The following is a 13,057-nucleotide window of genomic DNA, read 5'->3' on the forward strand; positions in this document are numbered from 1 at the left end:
CCTTTTTCTATCTTATTATAAGCTAACTTCTTTTGAACCGGTCACCTTAAAGAAGATTAAGAGAGAAACTACTGTTGTAACCGTTAAGATCGTCGATAGTGCGGCAGCTGTACCATAACTCGCCCTGATGACTTCAGAATAGATGGCAACAGACATCGTTCTCGTATTCCCTGTAAATAGAATAATAGAGGAACTTAATTCATTGATGACCGTAATCCAACTTAATAGTGCCCCGGCTAAGACGCCCGGCATCATGAGGCGCGCTGTTACATTGATAAAGGTCCTCATGGGTGAATAGCCTAAACTGATCGAAGCTTCTTCCATACTCGGACTAAGCTGATAGATGATCGCCGCACTCGAACGCATGGTGTAAGGCAGACGCCGGATGATATACGATATGATCAAGATGCTTGCTGTCCCGCTGAGTAATAAAGGGGCTTTATTAAAGGCAAGCAATAGCGTAATCCCCAGCACCGAACCTGGCACGATATAAGGAAACATCGCAATCGTATCAATGAACGAGGTAAAAAAGTTCTTCCTTCTTACCGACGCGTAGGAGATGAGCATCCCGAGCACAATGATGATGATAAGTGCGATGATCCCATACACATAGGTGTTCAAGATGGAATCACCCATGCGGTCTAATACTTTTCGATAGCTATCAAACGTAAAGCCATCGATAAACATCGCTCCTCTTGTTTTTAAGAAGGAGGTATAGATCACCGTTACTTGCGGAATGATCGCTAATCCAACAATAACATATATGAACAAATGGGCTAATACGTTTTTTATCCCTTTTGTCTTTGCAGGTTGGATCGGTCTAAGGGAGCTCATCTCATAGGATTTCTTGTTGACTACATATTTTTGCGCGATAAAGATCACCGTTGTAATCAGTATCATAATCGTTGATAGAGCCGCAGCAAAATGGGCATCTCCGCCTACTTCACTAATAAATTCCGAGTAAATCAAAACAGGCATGGTCGAATATCCCTCGCCGATCAACATCGGAGTACCGAAATCAGCCAGCGAGTTCATAAACACAAGCATGGCACCTGCTAATACGGTTGGCAGCACAAGCGGTAAGATGAGGGTCGTCATTTTCTTGATCCCCGTCACGCCTAAGCTTTCCGCCGCCTCACTCAAAGACGAGTCCATCTTCTTTAAAGCACCCGAAACATATAAATAGATATAAGGGAATAATTTCAACGTAAACACTAATAGGATTCCGCTAAACCCATAAATACTTGGAACGGTTACACCAAAATGCTCCATGAAGAACTTTGAGACAACCCCGCTCCTGCCCAGCAACAGGATCCAGGAATACGCTCCGATAAATGGAGGCGAAAGAACGGAAATAATGATAAGAATCTCAATAATTCCTTTACCGCGGATTTGTAAGGTCGCCATCAGATAAGCAAGCGGAACACCGATCGCGATCGACAGAACGGTTACCGAAATCGTAACTGCAAAGCTATGCAACAGTGATTGATAGTAATATTTCTTTTCAAAAAAGGTCTGGAAATGTTCCAGTGTAAAGGACCCATCACTCCCTTGAAAACTGCCGAGCAACAACGAGCCTAACGGATAGATCAAGAATACCGCAAAAAAGAGAAACATGATCAGTGTCATGATATTCCAAAAGTCTAGCTTCTGATTCAGTTCACTCCACATATCGGGTCACTCCCGCTATGAGACTTGTCTCACCATCTGCGGTAAATACATTGATCTTTTCTGGGATGGCTTCCAAATGAACCACTTCCCCCACTTCAATGAAACGATTTTTCAAGTTCGTATCTTGTGTGAATTCAATGCTCCTTCCATCATCAAGGACAAGTTCATAATTGATGTATTTTCCAAGGAAGTTGCGGTGTTTAACCGTAGCACGGATGCCTGTATGATCCTCAGAAAGAGTAAACTCTTCCGGACGAACCGCGATCATCACCGAAGCCTCAGCTTGCGCTTCTTCAGTTAACGTATCGATCGCGACGCGGTAATCCTTAGTCAAATGAACGTACGTCGTGCCATTCTCTTTTTCCACGGTACCTGTAAAGAGGTTGGAATGCCCGATAAAAGTAGCGACAAACGCGTTAAAAGGTCTTAAATAGATCGTATCCGGATAGCCCACCTGCTGAATGAATCCATCCTTCATAACCGCGATCCGGTCTGAGATGGCTAGTGCTTCCTCCTGGTCATGCGTCACATAAACCGTCGTGATACCGATTGATCGTTGGATCTCACTGATCGCCCGGCGCATATCGATTCTGAGCTTGGCATCGAGATTCGATAACGGCTCATCCATTAAGAGCACTTTCGGGTGGATGACGATCGCTCTCGCTAAAGCAACACGCTGCTGCTGTCCCCCTGACAGACGATTTGGAAGACGATCTTTGTATGCCGTGATTTGTACCGTCTCAATGATCTCATCGAGACGCTTGATCATTTCTTGTTTGCTGATCTTCCGGTTCTTCAGCCCATATTTCACATTGTTGTAAACAGTCATATGCGGAAAGATCGCATAGTTTTGAAAGACCATCCCAATGTTTCGCTTATGAGCAGGAATGTCATTGATCGACTGGTCATCAAAGGAAATCGTTCCACCATCGATGCTGTGAAATCCAGCAATCATTCGAAGCAACGTCGTTTTCCCGCACCCCGACGGACCTAACAGGGTAAACAATTCCCCTGGCTTGATCATTACATTTAAATTTGAGATCACTGTATTTTTATCATAGTCTTTCCGTACTTGTTCAAACTTGATGGATGTACTCAACGTCTGTCTCCTCCTTATGCCTCTCTCTATCTAGCAACCCCGATTATTTTAAAAGAGTATGAGTCACGAACAACTCATACTCTCAACATGCCGTTTAATTACTTGTAAAAATATCTTTAAATTTATCAAGGATAATCTCTTTGTTCTTATTGGACCATTCTTGATCATCTTCAATTAAGTGGATATCCTTCAATGGCTTCATGCCGATATCTTCTTTAATTTGTACAGTAGATAAAATCGGACGACGGTTTAATTCGTTCGCCACCAAAGTCTGGGATTCTTCATTCGTAATAAAATCAACGAACTTCTTAGCGTTCTCTAGATTGTTCGCACCTTTGATAATGACAACTCCATCCGGCTTTACAATTGTTCCTTCTTTTGGATACACAATGTCTACAGGTGCTCCATCGTTCATGTAGTTGACGACAGGTTCTTCAAACGTAAGCCCGACCGAATATTCACCATCAGCCACACCTTTATACACAGCAGAAGAGCCACTCAATAATTTATGATCCAGGTTTCCGATCAGTTTGCCGACATAGTCCCAGCCTTTTTCGGGATCACCATTACCCATGGCATACAATTGGTTGATCACCTGTTCAAAAGAAGAAGAGGATTTCGAAGGATCAGCGAATGCGATCTTTCCTTTTAATTTTTTGTTTAATAGATCTTCATAGCCCTCAATTTTCATATCACCCGCAAGGTTCTTGTTCACCATGATGACACTTGGAACTAAAGAAAACCGTGTAATATAACCGTCTTCGTTTTTATATTCATCGATGACCTTATCTTCATTCTTGGATTGATATTTCTCAAAATGATCCGTAAATGGTTCAAGTGAAGAAAGTGAGCCGCCCCACATCACGTCACCTAATGGATTTTCCCCTTCAGACTCGATTCTTTTTAAAAGTTCTCCTGCTCCTGCCGAGATGACTTCTACTTTAATGCCCGTCTCATCCTCGAACTCCTTCACCAATGGTTCGTTGAATTCAATCGGATTCGGTGAATAGACCACAAGCTCATTGCTTGCACCCTTGCCACCCGTTTTTTCTGAATCACCTTCTGATGAACAGCCTGTTAAGATTCCTGATATCCCTAAAGCGGCTACTAATGCTGCTGACAAAAACTTGCTCTTTTTCATCAATCGATCTCCCCCATCCCTTTTTTAAGCGTTTTCATTGTTGTTACATCAAATATTAAGCGCTTTCATAATGTTCAACAATCCAAAAAAATGACGTAAATATCGGAAAAAATGAACAAAAAATTAGCCCCCTTATATGTAGGAGGCAAATAGAGTTTAGAACTTACCGTTATTTTTCTTTTAATTTCTTCATTTCCAGTTTAAAAACTTCTATACTTTTTCTCATGTAATCATTGATTATGTTAAATTCCTCTGGACTATAATCGGAAGTGATTTTCCCCATTTCCTTCCCGAAGGATTGAAAGTAAGGACCGATTTCAGAAGCAATCTTTTCAAAGTTTGCTTTGACATTCACTTTTCTCCTGTCACTTCCATCTCTCTCCCTGTACACAAAGTCCTTTTTTTCTAACCGGTCGAGAACCGTGGTCACCATACCTGTAGATAACCCCGTAATCGAAGCGATCTGTCCAGCCGTCAACCCTTCGGATGGAATGATTCCTAATACTTTATAATCGGTCAGATTTAAACCTACTTTTTCTGCCATCGTTTGATGGAACATGATTAGATTCAAACTGAATTCTTGTCCCAAGTTTTTGGACTCATTTTCATTCGTATGATTTTTTGTTGACAATTTTATCACACCACTCTACTATAAAATTAACTCTAAAATAGAGATACTTAATTTTCGAGATACTTTATTTTTGAGTATAAATAAATTTTAAACGAACCATGAGGAGATAACAACAATGCTGGACGAGTTTATAAATACCTTTTTCTATAGCTTTCTGCTGCCGATTAAAGAAGGATTTCAGATTTTTGTTTGGTCGAATGCATTTTATTTTTCGATACCGATCCTGTTTCTTCTTTCTATTCCTCATGCAATTATGCGATTTTTCCAAGTTGCAAAGAAAATAAGGACAAATTATTATGGCGTTCTCGAACTATTCGTATGGTTATCTCGGCTCCTGCAATATTCATTAATCGTGTTTATTGGAAATGATAGACCTGTGGGACATCTATTTTTGAAACAAGAGTGGACGAACATCTTTCAGGGGTTTAATCTTATCGATTCTAATCAACTGATCTGGGGTCTTGTGGGGTACTGCATCATATTCGGCATATACAATATAATCTTGCATCTCGTCATAAGGAAAAATTGGACAATCCGTCTATACGAAAAGGTATTCCATTCTAATACCTCCAATAAGGAGGCTGTTCATTCAGCCACGATCTTGGTGTTTAAAAACTTGTTCCTTATCCCTGTTAGCATCATTTATCTGTTAAAACTATTTCAATTTATCTAGAGCGAGATGAAAGGACGTGAGATTATTAAATCTTCTGAGGTTTGGCATTATGGCAAAGTTGGATTAGACACTCTTACAACGTCTATTCGTTTTTTCTACAGCCATTTTACGTGGTTGCTGGTTTCCCTTATCCCCTCCATCATCCGTGCCTTTCAAATGTGGAGTTCTGAAACACCCTTTTGGTTAGAAGTGATCGTTGCGATTTCAAGAGTTTTTCTTTTTTTATTCATGATCAGCATAGGGGCAAAGGTCCCTATGAGTGAACTTAGGAATAAGCTATTTTGGGAAAAGCTTACTCATTCGTGGTCCATTCATTTTACTAAGAATTGGCCATATGGGGTTGTTGCCCAAATCATTGTTTTCATTGTGATTCTTTTTGGTCTCGGGAATGTAGTCATTATGTTAATCAGCCTACTCTTTCTATCTATCTTAGAATGGATGGGTATTCAGCCATCCGATCCCAGTGCTTTATATGATGCTTGTGTCTACTTTCTAAAAAATATGAGCGTTATTCCGTTGTCTCTCGTTTATATGCTCAACATATTTGGATTGAGACGATCTAATTGATAGCGGTTAAATTGTTTAACGTTAAAAAGGGGCGGACACCAACGTGTCCGCCCCTTTAAAATGCTTTTATCTTGGAAGTGAAAAGAACGCTCTGCTCTCACTATAGTTCCCTGCTAATCTTCCGAGTGGCTGCAGTTTCTCTAAGTCCACTTTATAATTCCCAAGGTAATAATCATCCTCGATATGATAGCGTACCATTCTCCCAATAACGAGATGATCACTGCCGAGTTGAATGATCTGTTCGAGCTGACATTCCATCTGAATCGGCGCTTCTTTCACACGTTTTGGTTTCACGATGGTGCTGTCGATCGTGGTGAGTCCCGCCGCTTTAAACTCATCCACTTCACTTGGAAGGTTCTCAGATGTTTTATGCATCGCGTTCCCTAATGACGACGGGACCACATTGATCACAAACTGTTTTTGATTTCGTATGTTGACGAGTGTATCTTTCTCCGTTCCTTCTCGTTCGCCAACTCCCGGTCCGATCGATATACAGAGCATAGGCGGGTTTCGGGAGGCGACGTTAAAGAAGCTGAACGGCGCTAAATTCACTACTCCTTCTGTCGAGATGGTTGATACCCAGGCGATCGGTCTTGGTACGACCGAGCCTACCAATAGTTTATAAACATCCTTTTCTGTCAGGTCTTTTGGATCAAATTGCACGTTCCTCCACCCTCTCTTTTTTCTTTTTATTCACGTTAAACAAGACGAGTAAAATCACAAAAACCACACATAACAGCCCGGTGATAAAAAACCAACCCGACGTGTAGCTGCCGTTCAAATCCACCATAAAACCGAAGACGGGCGGTGCCGCGATGACACCAAACGAACCGATCGTGATGCTCAACCCGCTCGATATGCCGGACTGTTCCGGCGGGACGAGTTCGCTCGCTAAGTTCATCCAGATGCCGTTGAACCCCGAAACCGCAAAGCCAAATATAGCGATGATCGGAACAAGGACACCAAACGGCGTATGAGCAGGTAACAACGCTAAGGTGCTGCTAGCCAATGCCGAGAGGATGACGATCATAATAATAATGATCAGCCGTTCTCCGTTAAAGACCTTGTCACTGATCACACCCCAAGCCACTCTCCCAAACGATCCGCAAGCTTCTGAAATGACGAGCAGGACTCCCGACAAAAACAAGGAGATTCCCATCTTTTCATACGCAAAGAGCACGAGATACGTGTTTAAGCACATCTGTGCGCCGTTCAGTCCGAGTGCACTTAGGCTGACGAGTAAGAGAGGCTTGTTCTGAAGCATTTTCCACATGGCTTTATAAAAAACAGAAAGCTTCTGATCACTGTTTCTTTGTGGCGCAGAATCTGAATCACGGTATTGAAAAAAAGACAGGACTCCAATCAGGATTAAGAGAGTAGCTGCACCGATTACGGCTGTCCGCCAGCCGTAAGAGGCGGCTATCGGCAATAAAATCACGGCCGATAATGCAGAGCCTAGCGTGACGCCCATCTGTTTGATGCCCATTGCCGTCCCGCGCTGTGTTTGAGTGAACCAGTAGATGATCCCTCTGTTTGATACCGGATGCATCGCTCCGTATCCGAGCCCGCCGATAACGACGAATAGGAGCATCGACCAAAAATGGGTAAAAAGAGTCGAGAACATAAACCCGACTCCTAAACACAATGACAATGCGAGCAAAAGCCTTCTGGATCCGAGCCGGTCCACTAAGAATCCGGCAGGGATCGAAGACATTGCCTGTCCTAAAAAGAGCCCCGCCGGGAACATGCCGATCTGTGCTTTCGTGAGCGAAAGATCAGCTCCGATTAAGACCCCAAGCGGGACAAGTCCACGTCCCACAAAGGCGACCAATATTTGCACAATCAAGAGCCAGATCAGCATCTGCCAATGCGGTTCTAAACGACTGTGTTTGATGCTCAAACTCAAATTTGCCATGTCTACTTCAACTCTTTTTTTAAATTTGTACAGTTGAGTCTGTTTTTGTACGGTTAACCGATTTTTTTTACAGTTACGCGACTTTTTTGTACGATTGCTCTGTTTTTTTGTACAGTCATAGCCTATTTCTGTACAGTGACACTCATATAACCATTTATGAGGATTTTTGTTCACAAAAATTAACCTTACCTGAGTACTTTGTTTAAGCTTCAAGCTCCAACACTGCCATTTCTTCTTTCTTCAAGGACTCGTCAGCAGAAACGGTAACGAGCATGGAACCGACCACACAAATGATAAAGTTTGCCGTTAGCCCGATCACACCGCCATGAATGCCAAACACCGTCTTATAGCCGGTTAATGTTAACAGCCCTGCAACAACAGCTCCGATAAGCATTCCCCAGAATACTGGTTTTGCGGCGAGACGTTTCCAGTAGAGACCGAGCACAAAGGCCGGGAAGACTTGCACTAACAGTTCAAACTTCAAGACAAAGATCTGATAGAGCGTACCAGGTGGATTCCAGGCGATCATCAACAGGAAGAAAATCGCGATGATGCCCCCGATTTTACCGACCATGACTTTTCGGTGTTCTGAAGCATTCGGATTAACGAACTTGCCATATACATCATTAGATAACATGGATGAAAAGCTCAAGAGTACAGAGTCAGCTGTCGAGATGATCGCCGCTACGATTCCACCGAAGAAAATGATCATCATCCAATAATAAAACCCATTGATCGCCGCAATCTTATTCGCCATCAGTCCAACGAGCTGTTCAGAACCTGCTGTATCTAGACCAGGGAAAAGCATGATCCCACAAATACCAACCACGAACACGAGACCTGTCGTGATCGGCGGCATCCACGCCATACGAGCGAAAGATTTCTTCAGCGTTCGTTCACTCTCAGCCGAATAGATACGCTGAACAGCATGCGGATAGATGGAAGCCCCTAAACCGACAAGGACGAGCATACTGAACCAGTTCACCGATACTTCCATCTTCGGAACCCCTAGTTTTGCCGGTTCGTTGTCGGCGATGTACCGGGTGACATCACTAAAGCTTCCTCCGACCAAATACAGAGCACCCGCTAAAAACACGAATACGCCAACCATAAGAACGAGTCCTTGCATCACATCGGTGAACGCTACTGCCTTCATGCCTCCCATCCACTCGTAAGTAAGCATGACGAGAACGAAAGCAACGACCGCGATCTCATAGGGAATCGTCCCACCTGTCATTCCGGCAACGGCTTGTCCGATCGCAACAAGCTGTTCCAACAGATAGTTTCCTAGCCCCCATAGCATCAAGAAGATACTGAGCAACGTAACCGCTTTCGATTTGAACCGGAACTCCAGCCAATCTGTAGGGGTTACGAACTTCCGGCGTTTCGACACCACGTACAATCTCGGCGCGAACAACAGATAGATCCCGATGATGATCGTCATGAACGAGATCGACTGCAGCCAGGAGAATCCTGTACGGTATCCGGTCGGGGCATAACCGACGATCGTATTCCCGCTATACTGTGTCGCGTAAAGGGTGAAGAACAACGCAATGAACCCGAGATTTCTTCCAGCCAGATAATAGCCTGATAGACTATGATGAAGGTTCGTTTGTCCTTTACCAGAGAAATACCCGATAACGAGCATGATAATCGCAAAGATGCTTAAGATGATGATTCCATCCATACCGGCGAAGACCAGCTTATCCATGGTTCACATCCCCCTTTCCCTTCGCGTTCTCCTCTTCATCCTCCACGATGTTCCATTGAGAGAGGCAGAGCCAGCTTAAATAGGCACCAAGAACAAGGGTGAAAAAGGTAGAAACAAACGCCCAGAGCGGAAATCCAAAGATGAACGGTTCAACTGCACTCTTCGGAAAATACCAGGGGACGATCAATAAGGTGTTGATGAACAACAGGACCCAGATCCACTTCTTCCGGATCGGTTCCTTCACTGACTTGGTTTTCATATCATATCCTCCTTAAAAGAATTAAGTTCTATGGAGCTGATAATCTATGATGCAGTACAGTCTTAGGTGGAAGCCTTTTCATTTTTTCACGTAATCGTAATTATCTTACAAACTCGTAAACTTGTATCTTACACACGTTAGCCTACGATTTAAATCACACTTGCTTCTTTTAACCTTTCAATTTCCACTTCACTGTAACCAAGCCAACCTCGGTAGACTTCATCGTTATGCTTACCCATTTCTTCAGGACCGACATGTTTCACCTTGCCTGGTGTACGGCTTAGTTTCGGCACAACTCCAGGCATCGGGAAATCACCGAGCTGCGGATGCTCTACGTTCACGATCATCTCGCGTTCTTGGTAATGCGGATCTTCTAAGATCTCTTTTGCCGTATAGATGAGTCCTGACGGTACCCCTTTTTCATCTAAAATCTTTAACGCGTCTTTCGCATCGAGCGATTTTGTCCAGTCCTCGATCAGCATATCGAGCACCTTCATGTTCTCGCCCCTTGCGTGGTGTGTAGAGAATCTCGGATCATCCGCCAGATCCGGCTGCCCCATCGCTTCACATAACCGACGGAACACGCCATCCGCGTTCGCCCCGATCACGATATACGTCTTGTCCTTCGTAAAGTAGATGTTCGATGGTGCGACCCCCGGCAGGATGTTCCCCATGCGTTCTCGGATATACCCCGCAAACATATAATCCGGAATGAGGCTTTCCATGACCGAGAAGACCGATTCATAAAGAGCCGTATCGACGACCTGTCCCACGCCAGATCGCTCCCTTTCATGCAGAGCGACTAAACAGCCGATCGTGGAAAAGAGTGCGGCGAGCGTATCACCGATCGAAACTCCGATTCGTGAAGGCGGACGATCTGGAAATCCTGTCACATTCCGAAGGCCTCCCATCGCCTCTCCTACACTTCCGAAACCAGCGCGATGTTTATAAGGTCCCGTCTGTCCGTATCCGGATGTTCGGACCATAATAAGCTTTGGGTTGATTTCCTTCAGCTCTTCATAAGAAAGGTTCCATTTCTCCATCGTTCCCGGACGGAAGTTCTCGACGATCACGTCCGCGTCTTTCACCATCTCTTTTAAAATCTTCTGCCCTTCTTCTACTCGTAAGTTCAGCGTGATGGACTTTTTGTTGCGCGATTGGATCGGCCACCATAGGCCCACCCCGTCTTTTGACTTTCCCCAGTTCCTCATCGGATCTGATTTTCCCGGCGGTTCCACTTTGATCACTTCTGCCCCAAAGTCCGCTAACAGCCTTCCGGAAAAAGGACCGGCTAAAAGGGTTCCCAGCTCAATGACACGAATATCACCTAAAGGAAGTTGATCGGACATATTATCCCTCCGTTAACTTGTTTTTAGAAGAATCATAATTTTCTTAATCTTTATACCAAATTAACGCTTTGTATACAAACAGTCAATGGGTATTTTTGAGTTCATTTAACAAAGATTGATTTATCAACTCTAAATCCATATATTTTCAGAAAATTATTGCAACTGAATTTCCGTTTGTATACAATACGGATAAGGAGTGGTTTTTATGGATGCCTATAACTATATAAAAGAAGCCATCATACACGGAAAATATGAGCCTGGGATGAGGCTCGGAGAGGAATTCCTAGCGAAGGAACTGAAGCTGAGCCGGACACCGATCCGTGAAGCGATCAAACAGCTCGAATCAGAAGGTCTCGTTACCCCTCTTAAACGCGGAGTGAGTGTAAGACACTTCACCCGGGAAGACATTCAGCAAATCTATGACCTTCGTACGCTATTAGAAGGTTACGCCGCGAGTCAGGCTGCCCTCCATCGTACAGAAGAAGATATCCAAAAGATAAAGAAAGCGAACGCCCGTTATGAAGAAGCGATCGAACGCTATCAAGAAAAAGACATGAATTCTATTAAAGAGATCGTGAACTTCAACCAGCAGTTTCATGAAGCAATCATCTCTGCTTGTAAGAATCCGCACATCTATTTTCATCTATCAAAAGTAGTCGTGGTCCCTCTCGTCTTCCGTTCGTTCTACTGGTACAACTCGTTCGAACTGAAGCGTTCACTTGAAGTGCATAAGACGATTCTACTCGCGATACAAAGTCAAGACTCCGAACGTGCACGCGTCGCAATGACCGAACATATCTATCAAGGCCGCGATCAAGTGCTGGCTCACCTAGACGAGATCAAGAAAATACATGTGTTGAAGGAGGACTCTCAATGATTGAGATCTGTGAAGTCGGACCACGCGACGGGCTCCAGAACGAACCAAAGCTCGTTTCTACAGAAACGAAAGTCGAACTCATCAACAAGCTCATCGACTCCGGTATACGAATCATCGAAGCTGTATCGTTCGTAAACAAAAAAGTCGTACCTCAGATGGCAGACGCTGAAGAAGTGATGCGCCTCGTACCAAAAAGAGATGATGTGCGTTATGCCGGTCTCGTCCTCAGCCGATCAGGACTTGAACGTGCCTTACATACAGACGTTGACTTCCTGCATGTCGTCACAACAACAAGTGACTCTTTTAATCAACGAAACGCAAAACGAACGGTAGATCAAGCAGTTAAAGAACTGACGAAAGTGATTGAGGAAGGTGCAGCATCCAAAGGAGTAGCCGGTGTGTTAGGAACAGCTTTCGGCTGCCCGTTCGAAGGGGAAGTTCCGCTCCATAAAGTGTTAAAGGTTGCGGAATCGTTTTTAAAAGCTGGATGTATGGAGATCACTCTTGCAGACACGACAGGAATGGCGAATCCTCTGCAGGTGCAGAATGTTGTAGCAGCTTTTCACCAAGAATTCGGAAAAGACCTGACACTCGGACTGCACTTCCATAACACACGTGGACTAGGACTAGCCAACATCCTTGCAGGCTATCAAGCAGGTGTCACTCGTTTTGATTCATCAATCGGTGGATTAGGGGGATGTCCTTTTGCCCCTAAAGCCGTTGGCAATGTTTGTACGGAGGATATGGTGAACATGTTTAGGGGGATGAACATCGATACTGGGACAGATCTTGAGTGTTTAGTTGAGACCGCTAGATGGTTGGAACGAAGTATGGAACAGACGTTGGATGGGATGGTAATGAAGGCTGGGATTGCTTAATTTTAATACACCCTCAAACTTTGACAAAAGTTTAGGGGTGTATTCATACTTATTACTATCCCACGTATGGACATGTGTGCGGAACATATCTCACCCTTTTTCTTTTCAAAATATGCTCAAAATGCTGTTAAATCAAACCTAGTACCTTTTTGGATTTCAAATTTATCTTATCTTTTAAATTATTTTGGTCCAATTAAAATAATTAAATACACAACAACCAACACCCGATTGTAGAAAATGCAACAAATACCTAATAGATACTTTTACTTTGGTTACAAAAGCTAAT

At 43.8% G+C, this 13,057-nt stretch carries 13 protein-coding genes; 4 read left to right on the plus strand and 9 right to left on the minus strand.

Annotation, left to right across the window (positions count from 1 at the left end; translation table 11 throughout):
* Positions 1 to 15: 15 nt before the first annotated feature.
* The 4 genes from M3206_RS06710 to M3206_RS06725 all read right to left on the minus strand — a co-directional run bounded on the left by M3206_RS06710 (position 16) and on the right by M3206_RS06725 (position 4,551).
* On the minus strand, positions 16 to 1,671 hold the full coding sequence (locus M3206_RS06710; protein WP_251311746.1) for an ABC transporter permease: 1,656 nt from the start codon (positions 1,669 to 1,671) through the stop codon (positions 16 to 18).
* Positions 1,661 to 2,770 (minus strand): ABC transporter ATP-binding protein, encoded by a 1,110-nt coding sequence (locus M3206_RS06715; RefSeq protein WP_251311747.1) that lies wholly within the window; start codon positions 2,768 to 2,770, stop codon positions 1,661 to 1,663. Before M3206_RS06715 ends, M3206_RS06710 begins: the two co-directional genes overlap by 11 nt.
* 94 nt (positions 2,771 to 2,864) lie before the next feature.
* Positions 2,865 to 3,911 (minus strand): ABC transporter substrate-binding protein, encoded by a 1,047-nt coding sequence (locus M3206_RS06720; protein ID WP_251311748.1) that lies wholly within the window; start codon positions 3,909 to 3,911, stop codon positions 2,865 to 2,867.
* A gap of 169 nt (positions 3,912 to 4,080) precedes the next feature.
* Positions 4,081 to 4,551: a MarR family winged helix-turn-helix transcriptional regulator gene (locus M3206_RS06725; protein ID WP_251311749.1), complete on the minus strand. Its 471-nt coding sequence runs from the start codon at positions 4,549 to 4,551 to the stop codon at positions 4,081 to 4,083.
* 106 nt (positions 4,552 to 4,657) lie between these two features.
* On the opposite strand from M3206_RS06725, the gene M3206_RS06730 reads away from it, so the two are divergent.
* Both M3206_RS06730 and M3206_RS06735 read left to right on the plus strand, forming a co-directional pair.
* Positions 4,658 to 5,215, plus strand: coding sequence for a hypothetical protein (locus tag M3206_RS06730; protein WP_251311750.1), 558 nt, complete (start codon positions 4,658 to 4,660; stop codon positions 5,213 to 5,215).
* 255 nt (positions 5,216 to 5,470) lie between these two features.
* Entirely contained in the window at positions 5,471 to 5,782 is a 312-nt protein-coding gene (locus M3206_RS06735) for a hypothetical protein (RefSeq protein ID WP_251311751.1), read from the plus strand.
* A 66-nt stretch (positions 5,783 to 5,848) separates the two neighbouring features.
* Here the strand turns inward: M3206_RS06735 and M3206_RS06740 are convergent, their stop codons facing one another.
* The 5 genes from M3206_RS06740 to M3206_RS06760 all read right to left on the minus strand — a co-directional run bounded on the left by M3206_RS06740 (position 5,849) and on the right by M3206_RS06760 (position 11,016).
* Positions 5,849 to 6,445, minus strand: coding sequence for a flavin reductase family protein (locus tag M3206_RS06740; protein WP_251311752.1), 597 nt, complete (start codon positions 6,443 to 6,445; stop codon positions 5,849 to 5,851).
* Positions 6,435 to 7,697, minus strand: a complete 1,263-nt coding sequence (locus M3206_RS06745; RefSeq protein ID WP_251311753.1) for an MFS transporter — start codon at positions 7,695 to 7,697, stop codon at positions 6,435 to 6,437. The genes M3206_RS06740 and M3206_RS06745 overlap by 11 nt, the downstream gene beginning before the upstream one ends.
* 202 nt (positions 7,698 to 7,899) lie before the next feature.
* Positions 7,900 to 9,408, minus strand: a complete 1,509-nt coding sequence (locus tag M3206_RS06750; RefSeq protein ID WP_251311754.1) for a sodium:solute symporter family protein — start codon at positions 9,406 to 9,408, stop codon at positions 7,900 to 7,902.
* Positions 9,401 to 9,667 (minus strand): hypothetical protein, encoded by a 267-nt coding sequence (locus M3206_RS06755; protein WP_251311755.1) that lies wholly within the window; start codon positions 9,665 to 9,667, stop codon positions 9,401 to 9,403. Before M3206_RS06755 ends, M3206_RS06750 begins: the two co-directional genes overlap by 8 nt.
* Positions 9,668 to 9,816: 149 nt before the next feature.
* Positions 9,817 to 11,016 carry a CaiB/BaiF CoA transferase family protein gene (locus M3206_RS06760; RefSeq protein ID WP_251311756.1) on the minus strand — a complete coding sequence of 400 codons (1,200 nt, stop codon included), beginning with the start codon at positions 11,014 to 11,016 and terminating at the stop codon, positions 9,817 to 9,819.
* A gap of 205 nt (positions 11,017 to 11,221) precedes the next feature.
* Between M3206_RS06760 and M3206_RS06765 the strand changes: the two genes are divergently transcribed.
* Positions 11,222 to 11,893, plus strand: a complete 672-nt coding sequence (locus M3206_RS06765) for a GntR family transcriptional regulator (protein ID WP_251311757.1) — start codon at positions 11,222 to 11,224, stop codon at positions 11,891 to 11,893.
* Positions 11,890 to 12,771, plus strand: a complete 882-nt coding sequence (locus tag M3206_RS06770) for a hydroxymethylglutaryl-CoA lyase (RefSeq protein WP_251311758.1) — start codon at positions 11,890 to 11,892, stop codon at positions 12,769 to 12,771. The genes M3206_RS06765 and M3206_RS06770 overlap by 4 nt, the downstream gene beginning before the upstream one ends.
* Positions 12,772 to 13,057: the final 286 nt, after the last annotated feature.

The organism is Fictibacillus phosphorivorans (genome assembly GCF_023715845.1).
In the GTDB taxonomy this organism is placed as follows: domain Bacteria; phylum Bacillota; class Bacilli; order Bacillales; family Fictibacillaceae; genus Fictibacillus; species Fictibacillus phosphorivorans_D.

Bases quoted from the DNA above. Each gene is read 5' to 3' on its own strand.
- M3206_RS06710 (WP_251311746.1), bottom strand. From the start codon at position 1,671: ATGTGGAGTGAACTGAATCAGAAGCTAGACTTTTGGAATATCATGACA.
- M3206_RS06720 (WP_251311748.1), bottom strand. From the start codon at position 3,911: ATGAAAAAGAGCAAGTTTTTGTCAGCAGCATTAGTAGCCGCTTTAGGG.
- M3206_RS06730 (WP_251311750.1), top strand. From the start codon at position 4,658: ATGCTGGACGAGTTTATAAATACCTTTTTCTATAGCTTTCTGCTGCCG.
- M3206_RS06735 (WP_251311751.1), top strand. From the start codon at position 5,471: ATGAGTGAACTTAGGAATAAGCTATTTTGGGAAAAGCTTACTCATTCG.
- M3206_RS06745 (WP_251311753.1), bottom strand. From the start codon at position 7,697: ATGGCAAATTTGAGTTTGAGCATCAAACACAGTCGTTTAGAACCGCAT.
- M3206_RS06750 (WP_251311754.1), bottom strand. From the start codon at position 9,408: ATGGATAAGCTGGTCTTCGCCGGTATGGATGGAATCATCATCTTAAGC.
- M3206_RS06755 (WP_251311755.1), bottom strand. From the start codon at position 9,667: ATGAAAACCAAGTCAGTGAAGGAACCGATCCGGAAGAAGTGGATCTGG.
- M3206_RS06760 (WP_251311756.1), bottom strand. From the start codon at position 11,016: ATGTCCGATCAACTTCCTTTAGGTGATATTCGTGTCATTGAGCTGGGA.
- M3206_RS06765 (WP_251311757.1), top strand. From the start codon at position 11,222: ATGGATGCCTATAACTATATAAAAGAAGCCATCATACACGGAAAATAT.
- M3206_RS06770 (WP_251311758.1), top strand. From the start codon at position 11,890: ATGATTGAGATCTGTGAAGTCGGACCACGCGACGGGCTCCAGAACGAA.